The sequence below is a fragment of the Pseudarthrobacter sp. O4 genome, from assembly GCF_050157025.1.
Taxonomy (GTDB): Bacteria; Actinomycetota; Actinomycetes; order Actinomycetales; family Micrococcaceae; genus Arthrobacter.
Genome location: NZ_CP189591.1, coordinates 1,258,267 through 1,274,523, shown reverse-complemented (window position 1 = coordinate 1,274,523; position 16,257 = coordinate 1,258,267). Strand labels below are relative to the sequence as shown.

Annotated in this window: 16 protein-coding genes and 1 pseudogene; 9 read left to right on the top strand and 8 right to left on the bottom strand. The window is 66.5% G+C overall.

The genetic code is table 11. From position 1 onward, the window contains the following. Positions 1-58: 58 nt before the first annotated feature. Both ACQCSU_RS05755 and ACQCSU_RS05750 read right to left on the bottom strand, forming a co-directional pair. Entirely contained in the window at positions 59-844 is a 786-nt protein-coding gene (locus ACQCSU_RS05755) for a PspA/IM30 family protein (RefSeq protein ID WP_426978766.1), read from the bottom strand. 108 nt (positions 845-952) lie between these two features. Then, the gene (locus ACQCSU_RS05750; protein WP_426978765.1) at positions 953-2,989 is read right to left on the bottom strand and encodes a TPM domain-containing protein; all 2,037 of its coding nucleotides are present in this window, start codon (positions 2,987-2,989) and stop codon (positions 953-955) included. Between the two features lie 296 nt (positions 2,990-3,285). On the opposite strand from ACQCSU_RS05750, the gene ACQCSU_RS05745 reads away from it, so the two are divergent. The 5 genes from ACQCSU_RS05745 (at position 3,286) to ACQCSU_RS05725 (ending at position 8,304) form a co-directional block, all read left to right on the top strand. Continuing rightward, on the top strand, positions 3,286-4,929 hold the full coding sequence (locus tag ACQCSU_RS05745) for a trypsin-like peptidase domain-containing protein (protein WP_426978764.1): 1,644 nt from the start codon (positions 3,286-3,288) through the stop codon (positions 4,927-4,929). 214 nt (positions 4,930-5,143) lie between these two features. After that, positions 5,144-5,944, top strand: coding sequence for an electron transfer flavoprotein subunit beta/FixA family protein (locus ACQCSU_RS05740; protein ID WP_426979726.1), 801 nt, complete (start codon positions 5,144-5,146; stop codon positions 5,942-5,944). 14 nt (positions 5,945-5,958) lie between these two features. Further along, complete coding sequence (locus ACQCSU_RS05735) at positions 5,959-6,912, top strand: electron transfer flavoprotein subunit alpha/FixB family protein (protein WP_426978763.1); 954 nt, start codon at positions 5,959-5,961, stop codon at positions 6,910-6,912. A 4-nt stretch (positions 6,913-6,916) separates the two neighbouring features. Further along, positions 6,917-7,696, top strand: a complete 780-nt coding sequence (locus ACQCSU_RS05730; RefSeq protein ID WP_426978762.1) for a PIG-L deacetylase family protein — start codon at positions 6,917-6,919, stop codon at positions 7,694-7,696. 74 nt (positions 7,697-7,770) lie between these two features. Continuing rightward, complete coding sequence (locus ACQCSU_RS05725; RefSeq protein WP_426978761.1) at positions 7,771-8,304, top strand: gluconokinase; 534 nt, start codon at positions 7,771-7,773, stop codon at positions 8,302-8,304. 26 nt (positions 8,305-8,330) lie between these two features. Here ACQCSU_RS05725 and ACQCSU_RS05720 read toward each other — a convergent pair. Next, positions 8,331-9,519 (bottom strand): annotated as a pseudogene (locus ACQCSU_RS05720) (acyl-CoA dehydrogenase family protein). A 102-nt stretch (positions 9,520-9,621) separates the two neighbouring features. On the opposite strand from ACQCSU_RS05720, the gene ACQCSU_RS05715 reads away from it, so the two are divergent. Together ACQCSU_RS05715 and ACQCSU_RS05710 are read left to right on the top strand one after the other, a co-directional pair. Then, complete coding sequence (locus ACQCSU_RS05715) at positions 9,622-10,647, top strand: CaiB/BaiF CoA transferase family protein (RefSeq protein ID WP_426979724.1); 1,026 nt, start codon at positions 9,622-9,624, stop codon at positions 10,645-10,647. 73 nt (positions 10,648-10,720) lie between these two features. Further along, positions 10,721-10,915, top strand: coding sequence for a hypothetical protein (locus tag ACQCSU_RS05710; protein ID WP_426978760.1), 195 nt, complete (start codon positions 10,721-10,723; stop codon positions 10,913-10,915). Here ACQCSU_RS05710 and ACQCSU_RS05705 read toward each other — a convergent pair. The 4 genes from ACQCSU_RS05705 to ACQCSU_RS05690 form a co-directional block, all read right to left on the bottom strand. Continuing rightward, positions 10,905-11,792: an anti-sigma factor gene (locus ACQCSU_RS05705; protein WP_426978759.1), complete on the bottom strand. Its 888-nt coding sequence runs from the start codon at positions 11,790-11,792 to the stop codon at positions 10,905-10,907. The two genes, ACQCSU_RS05710 and ACQCSU_RS05705, sit on opposite strands and share 11 nt — an antisense overlap. Position 11,793: 1 nt before the next feature. Continuing rightward, positions 11,794-12,399, bottom strand: coding sequence for an ECF RNA polymerase sigma factor SigK (gene sigK / locus ACQCSU_RS05700; protein ID WP_426978758.1), 606 nt, complete (start codon positions 12,397-12,399; stop codon positions 11,794-11,796). A gap of 245 nt (positions 12,400-12,644) precedes the next feature. Further along, positions 12,645-13,112: a tRNA (cytidine(34)-2'-O)-methyltransferase gene (locus ACQCSU_RS05695; protein WP_426978757.1), complete on the bottom strand. Its 468-nt coding sequence runs from the start codon at positions 13,110-13,112 to the stop codon at positions 12,645-12,647. A gap of 23 nt (positions 13,113-13,135) precedes the next feature. Further along, positions 13,136-14,122, bottom strand: coding sequence for a J domain-containing protein (locus ACQCSU_RS05690; RefSeq protein ID WP_426978756.1), 987 nt, complete (start codon positions 14,120-14,122; stop codon positions 13,136-13,138). Between the two features lie 145 nt (positions 14,123-14,267). Here ACQCSU_RS05690 and ACQCSU_RS05685 point away from each other — a divergent pair, with 145 nt between their 5' ends. Continuing rightward, positions 14,268-14,531 (top strand): hypothetical protein, encoded by a 264-nt coding sequence (locus tag ACQCSU_RS05685; RefSeq protein WP_426978755.1) that lies wholly within the window; start codon positions 14,268-14,270, stop codon positions 14,529-14,531. 427 nt (positions 14,532-14,958) lie between these two features. On the opposite strand, the gene ACQCSU_RS05680 is transcribed toward ACQCSU_RS05685, so the two are convergent. Next, positions 14,959-15,372 carry a hypothetical protein gene (locus ACQCSU_RS05680; protein WP_426978754.1) on the bottom strand — a complete coding sequence of 138 codons (414 nt, stop codon included), beginning with the start codon at positions 15,370-15,372 and terminating at the stop codon, positions 14,959-14,961. Positions 15,373-15,471: 99 nt separating this feature from the next. Between ACQCSU_RS05680 and ACQCSU_RS05675 the strand changes: the two genes are divergently transcribed. Continuing rightward, positions 15,472-16,176 (top strand): helix-turn-helix transcriptional regulator, encoded by a 705-nt coding sequence (locus ACQCSU_RS05675; RefSeq protein ID WP_426978753.1) that lies wholly within the window; start codon positions 15,472-15,474, stop codon positions 16,174-16,176. Positions 16,177-16,257: the final 81 nt, after the last annotated feature.

The following is a 16,257-nucleotide window of genomic DNA, read 5'->3' as shown; positions in this document are numbered from 1 at the left end:
CGAGGACCCGGCCTCGGGGCCGGCGGGAGCGGCCGGCGGAAGTCCGCCGGCGAGCTGCCTAGAGCTTGTCGAAGTCGGCTTCGTCGACCGTGGAGCCAGCCGCCTTGCGCTCGCCTGCGCCAATGGCTGCGGGGGAGCCGCCGGACTTCAGGGCGGCGAGCCGCGCCTCGATTTCGGTCTGCTCGCCGAGGTCCTCGAGCGAATTAAACTGCGCATCGAGGCTGGAGGCGGAGAGTTCCTGCTGGCCACGGACCTTGGCTTCTTCGCGGCGGATCTTATCTTCGAAGCGGCCCACCTCTGAGGTGGGATCCATGAAGTCGACGCTCTTGAGGGCATCGTGCACCTGGGTCTGGGCGGCAGCGGTCTTCGAGCGGGCCACCAGCTCGTTGCGCTTGCTGGTGAGCTCGTTGAGTTTGCCCTTCATCTGGTCCAGGCCGTGCTTGAGCTTGTCCACGACCTCGGTCTGGGAAGCGATGCTGGGCTCGGCGGACTTTGCCTCGTTTTCCGCGGACATCTGGCGCTGCAGTGCCACCTTGGCGAGGTTGTCGAACTTCTCGGCGTCGGTCGCGTCACCCTTGCCGCGGTACTCGTCGGCCTTGCGTGACGCGGCGAGGGCCTTGTTGCCCCAATCCTGGGCGTTCTTGATGTCCTCGTGGTAGTCATCCTGGAGCATACGCAGGTTGCCGATGGTCTGGGCCACCGCGGACTCGGCCTCAGCGATGTTGTTCGTGTAGTCCCGGACCATCTGATCCAGCATCTTCTGCGGGTCCTCAGCCTGGTCCAGCAAGGAGTTGATGTTGGCCTTCGCCAGCTGCGCCATGCGGCCGAAAATGGACTGCTTCATGGTGTTACCTTTCGTCCTGCTCAGTGGTTCCCACTGAATTCAGTGAACAGTGAATGTACTGCTTCTATCCGCCGGCCAGAGCGTCCCTGCCGGCGCGTAGTCTAAGCGTTAAAAGTCGCCGCCGCCGCCGAAGTCGCCGCCCCAGCCTCCACCGGAGTCGCCGCCACCGAAGTCTCCGCCGGAGCCGCCGCCTCCGCCCCAGCCGCCGCCTCCGCCACCGCCGTGCAGAATGGAATTGATCAGGATGCCGCCGAGGATGGCGCCGCCCAGGCCGCCACCTCCGCCGCCGCCGAACATCCCCCCGCGGCCGTAGCCCTGGCCTTGGTTGGCGTAGCCGCCGAACTGGTCGACATCGGACTGTGCTTGTTGGGCTGCCTGCGCCGCCAGGGAATGGGCCTGCTGCGCGTACTGCAGGGCCGTGACCGGGTCGTTACGGGAGATGGACAGGGCATAGTCCAGATTCCGCTGGGCCTCCGCGAGGCGCGTGCGCGCCTCGGTGCCTACACCGCCACGACGGGCGGTGATGTAGTCGGAGGTCGCGCTGATTTGGGCCTGCGCGGACATGATGCTCTGCTGCAGCGAGGACTGCGCACGGCGGGCCTGCTCCTGCTGGTCGCGGATCCCTGTAAGGGATGCATCCAGCGACTGGTGCGCCGCTTCCACCCGCTCCAGGGTGGCGATCGGATCGATCTTGCCGCCCTGGATCTCCGCCTTGACCCTCGCCAGTGCGGCTTCCACCGCGGCGACCGGGCCCGCGAGCTCCGCGTGAGCCCCGGACTGGATCATGGCGCGGGCCTGCGCCAGGTCCTGCGAGGTGTCAACGACCGCGGACTCCAGTCCGGTGCGGGCCTCGTCCAGATTCCCGGCGACCTTGTTGATAGCGTCAATCAACACATTGGTCTGGTGCAGGCTCTCTTCGGCCGCCCGGACAGCCACGGCCGCGAGGCTGCCCTCACTGGCGCCGAGCTTCTCCCGGGCCGTGGCCGAGGCGTTCTTCACGAACTCCAGCCGCTCCTTGGCCTGGCTGATGTTGTCGGCTACCTGAACCAGCGCGCTCTCGGCATACTTGGCACGCAGCTCCGTCAGCGACTGTTCCGCGCTGGCGATCTTGGTTTCGGCTTGCTCCGCCCCTGCGCTGACCGCGGCCAGCGCCTGCGGGGCGTTTTTCTCCAGTTCGCGGAGCGAATCGAAGTCGGCCTTTTGCTCCTGCAGGGATGCCAGGGCAGCCTCGGAACGGCGGATGATCTCGCCGAGCCAGGTGCGCTGCTGCTCCTCGGTGTCGGGGATGTGGTCGTCGAGCTGCTGCTGCAGTTTGAAGGATTCCGACATGTGGCCCTTGGCATCCTGCAGCGCCTTGGTGAAGTTGCCGACGGCCGCGTCGCCGTACTGTGCCTGCGCGAAGCCGAGTTCCTGTTCGCTGGACTTGATGGCGTCGTCCGCTTCAATCAGGAGAGAACCGCTCTTGCGGCGCAGGTCCTCGACAGTGAGACCGGCGAGCGGGTCCAACTCGGCGCCCTGCGGACCGTAGCCGGCCCCAGCTCCCGCGGCAGCCTTCTTGCGGCGGTTGCGGAAGTAGAGGTAAGCGCCCGCGCCGCCTGCGGCAACGACGCCAACGCCGACAAATACGGCGCTGCCTGCGCCATCCGAGGGAACGTTCCCGGCACCGCCGCCGGCCGCATCGCCGATGGCCGCGGCGGCATCGATCGCGGCCTGCGCGTAGTCACCCTTCCGGAGTTGCGGGTCCACTGCTTTGTCCCGGATGTTGTCGCGCTGCGCGTTGGTGATCTTGCTATTGGACGGCTTGCTCAGCTGGTACTGGCGCGTGTCCGTGGCAACTGTCAGCAGCATGGCGTTCGCACCCAGGCCTGCCTTGTCGGCCACCGCATTCGCCCAGGCGACCCGGTCGCTCGGGTTCTCAAACTTCTTGACGTAAACGACGTGGAAGGTCATCGCGTGGTCAGTGCCGAGTCTCTTGATGGCGGCTTCGACGTCCGCCTTCTTGCCGCCAAGGACTCCCGCGGAGTCAACTACCTTCGTGACCGGATCAAGGGTCACCGGATCTTCGGCGAGGGCCGGCGCGGCGGGAAGCGCCAGCAATCCGGCCACGCCCAGAACGGCGAGGTAACGTTTCAACTTAGACCGCATGTGCAACCCTTCAGCACTTCTGCGACCGGTTCGGCCGAACCAGTCGTCATAGAATGCAGCAGCGCCCCCACGCAGAAGTAAAGCCGCAGGTCGCTGTGGCAATTCCATTTGATTCTATGGTCCACCCAATTGGCCGTCCACCGATGGGAATATGCCACCAGCGAAACGCGCTGAATGGTTGTAACGTGCCCACCACGGTCTGTCCTGCGACCGTTCAGGAACCTCCCAGCAAATGTCCGCTCTAGTATCAGTCAGAGCGTCCATAGTTAATGCAGACGAGGATGAAAGGAAGTCTTATGACTGAGAACCCAGCGCATGGTGCAACACCAGAGAACCGGGAACCGGAGACCCCGCCTGAGGGCTCTTCGGGGCAGCCGGCGGCCACTCCGGTGCCGGACTCAGAGCACGAGAACCCGACCCTCCCGCTCGACCGGACGGAAGACGGCTCCCCAACGCCGGTCTATCCGCAGCGCCAGCCGTTCTACGGCGAACAGGCTGCGCCCACCCCGATCCAGCATTACGGGCCGCCCCAGCACGGCCAGCCGCAGTATCCTTCCCAGCACGGCCAGGCCCAGCACGGCCACCAGTATGGCCAGGCCCAAAACGGCCAGCCCCAGCACGGCCAGCCCCAGCACGGCCAGCCCCAGCACGGCCAGCCCCCTCACAGCCAGACGCAGCACAACCCGGCCCCCTACGGGCAGTCCCCGTACGCTGCACCGTCCAACGCGCCAAAGCGCAAGGCAGCCTTCGGCGTACCCACCCTCGTTGCCAGCATCCTGGCCGCCGGGCTGGTCGGCGGCGGCGTCGTCGCCGGGACAACGCAGCTGCTGGGTGATCGCGCCTTGACGTCCTCGAGCAGTGGCAGCAGCACCCAGGCGGGCCCGGTCATCGTGAACAACAAGGACGATGTCAACACCATCACCGCCGCGGCTGTGAAGGCCTCACCCAGTGTGGTGACCATCAAGGCAACCAGTGGCAGTGACGGCGGCACCGGCTCCGGCATCATCCTCGACGGCGAAGGCCATGTCCTCACCAACACCCACGTCGTCACCCTCGACGGCAAGGCCGCCAATGCCACGATCGAGGTCCGCACGAGCAACGGCAAGGTCTACAACGCCAAGATCGTCGGGACCGATCCGCTGTCGGACCTGGCTGTCGTCCAGATCCAGAACGGCTCCGGACTCGTCCCGGCAACGCTGGGTGACTCCGGCAAGCTCAATGTAGGCGACACCGCCGTCGCGATCGGCTCGCCCCTGGGACTCACGGGAACCGTCACCGACGGCATCGTCTCCACCCTCAACCGCACCATCAGCGTCGCCTCCTCCGCAGCACCCAAGGACGGCGCCGACAGTTCAGAGGGCGGCGACCAGGGCTTCCAGTTCGCCCCTCCCGGCGGCGGGCAGAACCAGAGCACGGCAAACCAGGGATCCATCTCCATCAACGTGATCCAGACCGACGCGGCCATCAACCCGGGCAACTCCGGCGGCGCCCTGGTCAACACCAAGGGCGAGATCATCGGCGTCAATGTCGCGATCGCCTCGGCCGGCGGCGACGCCACCAGCAGCGGCAATATCGGCGTCGGCTTCAGCATCCCGATCAACCATGCCAAGCGGGTCGCACAGGAGATCATCAGCAGCGGCAAGGCCACCCACGGGCAGTTCGGCGTCAGCGTGAAGCCCAAGACCGCAAGCTCCTCGGCCTCCGCTTTCTCGGTCGGAGCGGAAGTCGCCACCGTTGAGTCCGGATCCGCCGCGGACAAGGCCGGCATCAGGGTCGGCGACGTCGTGACGAAGTTCCAGGACCTCTCCGTCAGCGATCCGAACCAACTGACCGCCGCGGTCCGGGAACAGCCCGCCGGTGCCACGGTAAAGGTAACGGTGCTCCGCAACGGCCAGGAGCAGCAACTCGACGTGACGCTCGGGGCGGCAGCCGAGCAGTAGGACAGCCCCGGAGGCCGGGCGGCACCAGCAGGTGCCGCCCGGCCTTTTCGGTTCCTCCACCGCACTGACATGGACGTTAACCCAGGCCGCGCCGGGGTCCCGCTATATGGTTAGCTAGGAGCAACCCGGCATCCCGGGCGTTCCGTGGCCACGACCCCACCCGGCTGGCTGTCCACCCGCATGGAAGGCTGCTGTACACACAGTGGAAGAGACTTTGAAGATCATCGTGCTGGTCAAGCACGTCCCTGACGCCCAGTTCGACCGGCATCTGACCGGCACCGGCTACACGACTGACCGTTCCGAGAGCATCCTCTCCGAGCTGGACGAATATGCCCTTGAAGCGGCCCTGCAGCTGATCGAGGCCCGCGGCGGCGAGGCGGCCGGCAACAAGGTGATCGCCCTGAGCATGGGCCCTGCCGGTGCCGTCAACGCGGTGAAGAAATCGCTCCAGATCGGCGCGACGGAAGGGGTGCACCTCAGCGACGAGGCGCTCGCCGGCTCCGACGCGGCCGCAACCTCGCTGGCGCTGGCCGCGGCCATCCGGCACCTCGAAGCGGATGCCCCGGCCGATCTCATCCTCACCGGGATGGCCTCCACCGACGGCGAGACCTCCCTGGTCCCGGCCCAGCTCGCCGAGCGCCTGGGCCTTCCCCAGGTGACCTTCGCCTCCTCGCTGGAGCTCGACGGCGGCAAGCTCACCGCCCGCCGTGACGGCGACTCCCATGCGGACACCATCGAGGCCACCCTGCCTGCCCTCGTCTCCGTCACGGACCAGATCAACGATCCCCGTTACCCCAACTTCAAGGGCATCATGGCGGCCAAGAAGAAGACCATCACCACGCTGGCCCTGGCCGACATCGGTGTCGACCCTGCACAGGTGGGGCCGTCCGGTTCCTGGACCGCCGTCGAAACGGCCGAAGCCCGGCCGCCGCGCACCGCCGGCACCATCATCACCGACGAAGGCGACGCCGGCATCAAGCTGGTCGAGTTCCTGGCTGCCCAGAAGCTGCTCTAAGGGGATCATCAGACATGGCAAAAGTAATCGTATTCATTGACAATCCCGGCAAGGCGCTGAAGAAGTCCAGCCTGGAGCTGCTCACCATCGCCCGATCCCTCGGCGAGCCGGCCGTCGCGTTCAACGGTGAACTGCACGACGAGGTCGCGGCGGCCCTCGCGGCCTACGGGGCGCAGGTGGTCTACCGACCTTCCGCCGAGGACCTCGACGCCTATCTTGTGGGCCCCAAGGCGTCCTACCTGGCCGCCGCGGTGCAGGCCTCCGGGGCCGCCGTCGTCCTGACGGAAAACTCGGCCGACGGCAAGGAAGTCGCAGCCCGGCTGGGCATCAAGCTCGGAGCCGGCGTGATCACCGACGTCGTCGCCGTGGAGCCGGACGGAACGGCCCACAAGTCCGTGCTTGCCGGTTCCTACACCACGACGGCGAAAGCCACGACGCCGGTGGCCGTGCTCACCGTCAAGTCCAACAGCATCACACCGGAGCCCGCCGTCACCGGCACGGCACCGGAGAGCGTCACGGTTGAGGTTCCGGAGACTGCCACAGCCGCGTCCGCCCGCATCACGGCGCGCAACGAAAAGGCCGCCAGCGGGCGCCCGGACCTGGCCGAGGCGCGGATCGTGGTGGCAGGCGGCCGCGGCGTCGACGGGAACTTCGGACCCGTGGAAGACCTCGCGGACGCACTGGGTGCCGCCGTCGGCGCCTCCCGCGCCGCGACGGACGCCGGCTGGATCGGCCACGACGCCCAGGTGGGCCAGACCGGGAAGACCGTCTCGCCCCAGCTCTACATCTCCGCCGGCATCTCCGGCGCCATCCAGCAGAAGGCCGGGATGCAGACCGCCAAGGTGATCGTGGCGGTGAACAAGGACGCCGAATCGCCGGTCTTCGAAATCGCCGACTTCGGCATTGTCGGGGACCTCTTCAAGGTCCTGCCGCAGGCCACCGAAGAAATCAAAAAGCGCAGAGGCTGATACTTTGAGCACCAATGCCAGCGCGGCGCAGAGCCCGTTCGACCCGGGAAGCCCCCGGATCGGGCGGGTCCTTTGTTTCACCGCCCACCCCGACGACATCGATTTCGGCGCCGCCGGCACGATTGCCGCCTGGACCGCCGCCGGGGTGGAGGTCAGCTACTGCATCATGACCGACGGCGACGCCGGCGGCTTCGACCCGGAGCAGCGCGAAGAAATCGTCCGGCTGCGGAATGAGGAGCAGCGCCGCGCCGCCGCTCTGGTCGGTGTGACGGACATCCATTACCTGCACCAGCGCGACGGCTACCTCGAGCCCACCCATGACGTCATGCGGGAGGTGGTGCGGCTGATCCGTCAGCTCCGGCCCGACGTCGTGCTTTCCATGCACCCCGAGCGCAACTGGAGCCGGCTCCAGAAGAGCCACCCCGACCACCTGGCCGTGGGGGAGGCCGTGACCCGTGCGGTGTATCCCGCGCTGGAGAATCCCTTCGCCTACCCGGAGCTCGCCGGGGCCGGCCTTGAGGCCTACAAGCTGCCGTGGCTGTGGCTCTTCGCCGGACCCGAGGAACGCGAAAACCATTTCGTGGACGTCACGGAGCAGGTGGACAGCAAGCTCGCCGCCGTCCACATCCACGTCAGCCAGCATCCCGACGCCGGGGCGATGGAACGCACCGTGCGTGGATTGATGCTCCGGACCGCCCAGCGCGGCGGGCTGCCCGCCGGCCGCAGTGCCGAGGCGTTCCACGTCGTCACAGTCAATGGCCCGGGGACCATCGCCGGTTTCTAGAGTTGCCCCGAGCTGACCTCTGCCATAAGCTGGCCTCTGTTTAAATCATATTTATTCATGAAAGGCAGACTTTGATGGCGAAGACTGCGCAGCAACCCGTTCTCGTGATCATGGGGGTCTCGGGATCGGGCAAGTCAACTGTTGCCGGTCTCCTGGCCGGCCGGCTCGGCTGGGATCTCGCGGAAGGCGACGACCTGCACCCGCAGGCCAATGTGGCCAAGATGCAGGCGGGCGAGCCGCTGACTGACGAGGACCGGTGGCCGTGGCTCGAAATCATCGCCGAGTGGATCCGGGCCCACACTGAGGCCGGGATTCCCGGCGTCATCACGTGCTCGGCCCTGAAGAAGCGCTACCGGGACGTCCTGCGGGGCGAGGGCGTGGTGTTTGTCTTCCTGGAGGGAAGCAAGGACCGGATCTCGGACCGGCTGGCCTCCCGGCACGGGCACTTCATGCCCCCGGCCCTGCTCGAGTCCCAGTTCGACGCGCTCGAGGCGCCCACGGAAGACGAAACCTTCATCAGCCTGTGCGTTTCCGCGACGCCTGCGGAAGAAGCCCAGGAAATCATCGGCCGACTGGGTCTTGACGCCGGTGACGCCGCCAGGCCGTAGTCAACGCTCCAGCCAGCACACATTTCCTAGACGAATGCTGCGACGCCGGTGATGGCTCGGCCGGCTACAAGTGTGTTGATCTCGTAGGTGCCTTCGTAGGTGTAGATTGCTTCGGCGTCGCAGAAGATTTTTGCCATCTCGTACTCGGTGACGATGCCGTTGCCGCCAAGGATGCTACGGCCCAGCGCGACGGTTTCGCGCATGCGCTTGGTGGCGAAAGCCTTGGCCATTGCGGAGTGTTCGTTTTTGGATTCTCCGGCGTCCTCGAGCTGCGCGAGCCGGACCATCATCCCCATGGAGCTCATGGAGTTGCTGAGCATGGTGACGAGCTGTTCCTGGATCAGTTGGAACGAGGCCAGGGGTTTGCCAAACTGGTGGCGCTCGACGGCGTACTTCCTGGCGACGTCGAAGGCGGCCATTTGGAGTCCGACGGCCTGCCAGCCCACGGTGGCCCTGGTGGATTTGAGCACCTTGTTGGTGTCACGGAAACTGTTGGCCCCGGCGAGGTGGAACTCGTCTGAAATCCGTAGGTCCGTGAGTTTGATGTCAGCGTTCTGGACGCTGCGCAGGGAGATCCTGTTTTGGATGAGCGTCGGAGAATCCCGGTGTCTTGGTGTCAACCAGGAAGCCTTTGACCTGCTCGTCATCGACGTCCTTGGCCCAGATGATCACGTAGTCGGAGAACGTGGAGTTGCCGATCCAGCGTTTTTCGCCATTGAGGACCCATGTGTCGCCGTCCCTGACCGCGGTCGTGCGGGTGCCGCCGGCCACATCTGAACCGGCCAGCGGTTCAGTGATCGCGAAGACGCCTGTCTTCCTGAGGGCGTAGATGTCCGGCAGCCACGCGGCCTTCTGCTCTTCCGATGCCAGCAACTCTATCGAGCCGGTGAATAATCCATCCTGTCCGCTCATGAAGGTTCCCACTGAGGCGTCGGCCCTGTGAATTTCAGCTGTCAGAAGGCCGGCAAAAAGATGCGAGTGGCCCTGTCTGCGGACAGGGCTGATGATGTCCAGTGCGGCAATCTTGGGAATCAGCTCCATCGGGAATTCGCTGCGGTTCCAGTAATCGGTGGCGATGGGACGCACTTCGGCGTCAAGCCAGCTTCTGACTTCGTGAAGCCGTTCGCGTTCGTGAGTGGGCAGCAGGCCTTCGAAGTTGAAGAAGTCACCTGTCGGATACGGCAGATCGTTTGTCTGGGTCTTGTGCTGGCTCATGGTGGCCTCCTGGGCTGTCAGAGAAGGGGAGTTCCTGTCCACGCCCCCGGCTGCGGACTCTTCCGTCTGTGGCGCGGGGGCATGATTCGAAGCTAGCCGAAGATCCGGGTCGGAAACTCACGTCACTTCGGCCCCACCGTGAACGGAGAGTCAGGCTATTACCGGCTCTTCAATCGCAGCAAGTACGGCATCACACTGAACTTCAAAGACGCCGAGGACCGGACCAGGCTCCTGGACCTCGTCAGGAATTCCGACGTCGTCATCGAGAACTTCCGGCCAGGAGTCATGGATCGTCTTGGCCTCGCCGCCAGCACCCTTCTTGACGTCAATCCCCGCCTCGTAGTGGTCAGCATCAGCGGATTCGGGCAGGACGGCCCCCTGCGCAACGCCCCTGCCTACGACCTGATCGCCCAGGCAATGAGCGGCCTGATGTCCGTGACAGGTTGGCCTGGAGGCCAGCCCACACGTGTCGGTGTGAGCCTCGGCGACCTCATCCCAGGGCTCTACGGCGCAACCGCCGCCCTGGCTGCCCTCCAGGAGCGTCATCTGACCGGAAAAGGCCAGCACATCGACATCGCCATGCTTGACAGCCTGGTCTCCATCCTGGAATCGGTAGGAATGCGCGCCTTGCACGGGGAAGACCCCACTGCCTGCGGCAACGACCACGCCATGTCCACACCATTCAGCACCTACCGGACCAAGGACAGGACAGTAGCTATCGCCATAGCAGGGGACCGGCTGTTCCCCCGGCTCACCCAAGCCCTCGGACGAGAAGACTGGCTGACCGATAAAAGGTTCAGCGAACAGACACGCCGGAACACGCACCCCGCCGAATTCCGGGCAGCCTTGGAAGACGCCCTCAGCACCCGCACCACCGAGGAGGCAGTGGCACTGCTTCAGGAGCACCAGGTACCCGTGTCGGAGGTCTACTCCGTTACAGATGCCCTCACCAATGACTACGCCCGCGCACGGGGACTCGTCGCCATCGAACCCGACGGGTTCGCCACCCTGGCATCGCCAATAAGGCTGACCGGTTCCGTGCTGCCCCGCCCGGCACCCAAGCTGGGCGAGCACAACGAACGAATCGGCGAGTGGCTCGCGTCAACCGCAACCGCCAACGAAAACTGACCCTGGCCGCACGCCTCACGCTGACTGCCATTGGTGACAGCGAGGCCAGCCGAGGGTCTCAGGCGCTTGTCTGATGGCGGGCACCGGCGGCGGCTTCAAACAGACCCTGGTCGGTGCCCTGCTGGCCCTCGCGATCGGCGCAGGCCCGTTGTTCCTCTCGCATGTGAACGACGCGGGCTTCTGGCAAAAGTCGAAAGCACCGTTTGTTGTTCCCGCTTTTGCTGGGGGCCGGTGCGGGGCCGGCCCCAAGCAAAGGGTCAGGCGTTGAGCGGCGCGGCGGCCACCGTCGGCAGGGTCGGTGACTGCGAGCCGCCGACCGGTTCCACCGTGATGCCAAGTGCCGCGGCGGTGTGGATGCCTTTGACGACGGCGGGCTTGGACAGCGCTTCCGCGTCCATAAGGCCCTGTGACACCGGGGCCGAGCCGTCCTTCGGGATCAGCCACATCTGGTAGACCTTGCCGGCAGGCGGCGCCGGGACCCCGTTCATCTTGACCACGACGGCGTCCTTCGACGAGGAGACGGACACGGTGACCGTGCCGCCGCCCGTCACCTTGACGGTGGCCTGGCGGACATCGCCGGCCTGGAGCACCTGGTTCAGCGGATCGTTCTGGTTCGCCACATAGGCGCCGACGCCGACGCCGCCGAGGGCGATGGCGGCGGCGGCCGCGACGCCCACGAGCCAGCTACGCATACCCCGCGGCCGGCGTCGTTCTTCGCGGCGCCGGCGGGCTGCGCCGAGTTCATCGGTGACTGGCCGCTCGTCGGTTTCCCGGACCGGTGTGGCGACGACGGCCGGAACCGACGGCGGCGCGTGGCCTGCATGCTGCTGCACCCCTCCGGCGTCCTGTGCCGGCAGGGAGGCCATGATGCGGTCAAGGAGCCCGGCCGGGGGTTGTGCTTCCGCGGTGAAACTTGCGGCGAGCGCTTCCTGCGCCTGGCGCACCCGTTCGTTGAACGCGTTGCGCTCGGCGGGCGTAGCCGCGGCGAAGTAGTGCTCAATGGCGGCGCGCTCGGCGTCGTCGACGGCGTTCAGCGCGTACACCTCGGCCAGTTCAACGGCCCGGCCCGAAGTGAGGTCGGTGGCGATGTCGGCCGCAAAGGCGCCGGGAACACGAGCGTTGTTCTGCGCGTTCATGTCGGTCATCTCAACTCACCCCCAGACAGGTCTTCAGTCGGATCAGGCCGTCGCGGATGCGGGACTTGATGGTGGGAACCGCAGCGTTGAGCTTTTCTGCGACTTCCCGGTACGTGAGGCCGCCGTAGTAGGCCAGTCGCACAGATTCCTGCTGCGTATCGGTCAGGGTCTCGAGGCAACGGACCACGGCTTCGGCCTCAAGCCGGTTGCCGACCTCATCGGAGACGGAATCGTGGTCAATCTCCTGGCTGCTTGCGCCGTACTTCGCTTCCCTGTCGGTGGACGACTGGGAAGACCGGACCTTGTCGACGGCCCGGCGGTGCGCGATGGTCATAAGCCATGCGAGGGGGCTTCCCGCCTCGGGATTGAACTTCGACGCGTTCTGCCAGACCTGGAGGAAGACTTCCTGCGTGGTGTCCTCGCTGAGTTCCGTGTCGATCAGGACCCGCCGGGCCATGCCGAAAACACGCCGGGACGTGAGCTGATAGAACTCGGCAAAGGCGGCTTGGTTACCCTGGGCGATCTGTTCCAGCAACATTCCCAGCCGACGATTTACATCGGCTGAGGTGTCCGGGGGAGCGGCGGCCTCGGGATTCGGGGCGTTGGGAGTTTCCATCACCTTCAAGCATAAGGCGCGTGGCGCCGATCCCGGGTGAGGATGAGCCGCTCCACAGGCGTGGCCGCCCGCCACCCGGCGGGCCGGGTGTCTGTCCACCTGCGCTGTTGTCACCTGCCGTTCCTCGCTCCCTTCCCCGTGCTCCTTGCGGTTGCCCTGAACCGGGCTTCACTTGTGATTCGGCGCGGCAGTGCAGCCGGATGGGCGGATACAGCCGGAAATTCACGGCGGAACCGCCGCCCGGGCTACAGCTGGGCGCCGGCGAAGCCGTTCTGGCGCCAGGCCTCGTAGACGGCGATCGAGGCTGCGTTGGCAAGGTTCAGGGAGCGCAGGGCGGGCAGCATCGGCAGACGTACGCGGGACGTCACATGCGGGTCGTGCTTCAGCTCCTCGGGTAGTCCCACCGATTCCCGGCCGAACAGCAGTACATCCCCGGGGAGGTACTTGATGTCCGCATAGGAGGCCTCGCCGTCGGACGTGAAGGCAAAAACGCGCTCCGGGTTCAGCGCCTGCCAGGCCGCGTCGATATCCGGGTGGATAGTCACGACGGCGAGGTCGTGGTAATCCAGGCCGGCCCGCCGCAGTTTGGCGTCGGAAAAGTCAAAGCCCAGGGGTTCCACGAGGTGCAGTTGGGCGCCGGTGATCGCGGCCAGGCGAATGGCGTTGCCCGTATTGCCGGGAATCTCGGGGGCGTGGAAGAGGATGCGGAACACGCTCCCATCCTAGCGAGCCGCGGCTAGTGCATCCCGCGCAGCAGGCGGCCAAGCACCGGGACGTTGACTGTGTTCGGTGCCGGGCCGGAGCTCAGGAACTGCTTCAGGCCGCGCGCCAGGCCGGCAGCGTTGACCACCCGGACGGTGTCGTGGCTGTCGCCGCGGTCGCTGCCCAGGCCGGCAGCTGCGCGGCGGTGCTGGTCAATGACCGGCTCGTGCAAATTGCCGTCGCTGCTGTGCACCACGGTCCAGCCGGTCACGTTCAGCTCCGGGAAAATGTCCTGCATCCGGCGCACCACATGCGCCAGCTGCGGAGGAGTGATCGACCGCCCGCCATGGGTCAGGGTGCTGCCGTTCCAGGCGTAGGCGCCGGGGGGCAGCAGCATGGAGCCGATAACAGCCATCCGGTAGCCGGAGAAAAGCACGTGATCGATATGGCTGTTGTCCGCGGGTGACTGCAGGCCGTTGATGAGGCGCGCGGCCGGAATGGCGGGGAGGATCTGGCGGCTGATCAGCTGGACGGTCCGCATTTCCCGCTGGATCCTCGCTTCGGCCCCGAAGATCCCGCGCTTGCGCGGCATCCCGTGGACCTGCTGCCGTGCCAGATCCTCCGGGATCAGCGGCACCTCGCCGGCCTGGGCCACGTCCTCAAAGGACGGAACATAAAGGGGGGCATCGGCCGCGGTATTTCGCGGTGTGTTGGGACGGCGTACATGGGCCGAGGCGCGGCTGCCTGCGGCCGGCGCGTCAAAGTGCGCCCCTTCCTCGCGGTCCGGGGTTCCGGAGAAGCCGCGGGAGCGGCTCCCGTACGAGCGGTCGTAGTCGGCGCGCCGCTTGGCGTCAATGAGGGTCTCGTAGGCAAGGGTCACCCGCCGGAACGCTGCGGGGTCACCGCCGTGGTCAGGGTGTGCCTTGCGGGCGGCCTTGCGGTAGGCCACCTTGATTTCCGTCGCCGTCGCCGTCACCGGGATGCGGAGGACCTGGTAATGCGAGCTGTTGCCCTGCGTCAAGCAAGAATCCTTACGTTGATGGTGCCAGCCCATCCTGGACGTCCGGCCTGGCCAGTTTAACCGGCTGAACGAACAACGACCGCGTAAGCCCGGAAGGTTCCCGGCGGCTGGCACAATTCGCGAACGGCAATCGATCGGCGGAGGCATGAAAGTAAGCCCCGATGCCTTCCTCGACGACGGCTATCTGAACCTCTTCATCGCCGGGCCGCTGTCCCGGCTGGGCCTTCTGGCGGTCTTCCCGAGGGTCTTTTCCGGCGGCCATACCGGGCACCCGGCGGTGCAGATCCGGCGGGTCCGCCGGATCGAGGTGGCGGCAGACAATGTGGTGGCGTACGCCGACGGCGAGCGGATCGGACCACTGCCGCTCACCATCGAGGTGGTCCCGGGAGCCGTCCGGGTCCTGGCGTAGTCGCCGCGGCCGTGGCAGACCCTCTCCCAGGTTCCGCGGACCCGAGTCGGCGCGGCGGGTCTCGTCGATTTGGCACATATGGCCGCCTTGGGGCTCTCATTCCGGCCGTTCTTGGATAATGGCGGCCGGCTGGGCTCGGGGGAGCCCGCCCTCCGCACAGTGCCTCGGCCACGCGCATCTGGCGCCTGACGCCCTGACGCCCTGGCGCGGCGATGCTCCCCACAGGCGGCCGCAAGGCGCCGCCCTCCCGTGGGCTCCGGGGCAACCGCGGTATACGCCGGCCTGTCCGGCAAGGCCGGGTTCCTCGGTGTACGGCTCCGTACCCTGCCCGGACGCCGCGGCCTGCTGCCCTGGCCTCGGCAGGGCCGACACCGCAGGGCGGCTCGCCGTCGTTCCGCCAGGCTGAGCCGCCCCCCGTGGTGAACCGCTACCGGGCCTTCTTCGGCGACAGCCGGTTCAGTGCAAGAGCTCCGACCAGCAGGCCGAAGTCGCGGAGCGCGACGTCGTAGAAGTTGCCCAGCACGATGAGGTTGATGATGATGCCGAGCAGCCACACGGCAACCAGCAGCGATCCGAACCGAGGCCTAAATGCCACGGCGAGGCCGGCGATGATTTCGACGACGCCGACGATATACATGATGGTCTGGGCCGGGAGCGGGACCACGGTAGTGGCAACCGGGGCCAGGTAGGCCGTCCAGTCGGTCAGCAGGTTCGTAAACTTGTCCAGGCCGAAGAGCACGGGCGCAATGGTGAATACCGTCCGTAGCAGCAGGAAGGCCTGCCGAGCCGGTTCCGCTGCGAGCGGACGGGGTCCTGCCGTAAGGGTTGAGGGGGATTGCATCTGGGGCTCCTTCTGCAGCTTCTAAAAGTGGATAGCTCGATTTTAGAACTCTCGGAGATATTAAACAATGGATCTTGTTTTTAGAGATAGAATGTCGTCATGAGCAGACTCCCGTGGCAGCGCAGGATGGCGGCCGTAGCCTCCCTTGGGGATGCGAACCGCAGGAAGCTGTTTGATTTTGTCGCGTCGGCGGAGGCCGCTGTTAGCCGTGACGATGCCGCCGGAGCCCTTGGCCTTTCCCGGAGCACAGCGTCCTTCCATCTGGACCGGCTCGTGCATGACGGGCTCCTCGGCACGGAATTCCGGAAACTCGGCGGGCGGGAAGGTCCCGGATCGGGCCGTCCCGCCAAGTTGTACAAGGCCGCCGTGCAGGAGGTGGCCGCCTCGGTGCCGGACCGCAACTACGATCTGGCCGCCGAGCTGCTGGTCTCCGCGATCGAGGAGTCGACGGCGGCGGGCGTCTCCGCCCGGGAGGCGCTGGTCCGTGCTGCCTACGCCCGGGGGCAGGCTACGGCTCAGGCGAGCGGCGACAAGGGAGCCGACTTTGCGGGGCTGCTTGCGGCGGAAGGTTATCGGCCGGAGGCTGACGGCGCGGGCGGCTTTGTGCTGCTGAACTGCCCCTTCCACCGGATCGCCGAAGGCCATACGGAGGTGGTCTGCGCCATGAACGGAGCTTTCCTGGGCGGGGCCGCCGCAGGCTGCGGCGTCGACCCGGACCGGGTGGAGGCGCTCGACATCACAGACCTCAGGGCGCAGGGCGCCGCCCAGCCGGCGCAATGCTGCGCCCGTATCAGGCCTCTCTGAGCCTGCAGTTCCACGGGCTCAGGCCACTTTGAGCTTGGCCTGCCCGTCCACCCCGGCCAACGTCGCAGCACCGAGCGCCAG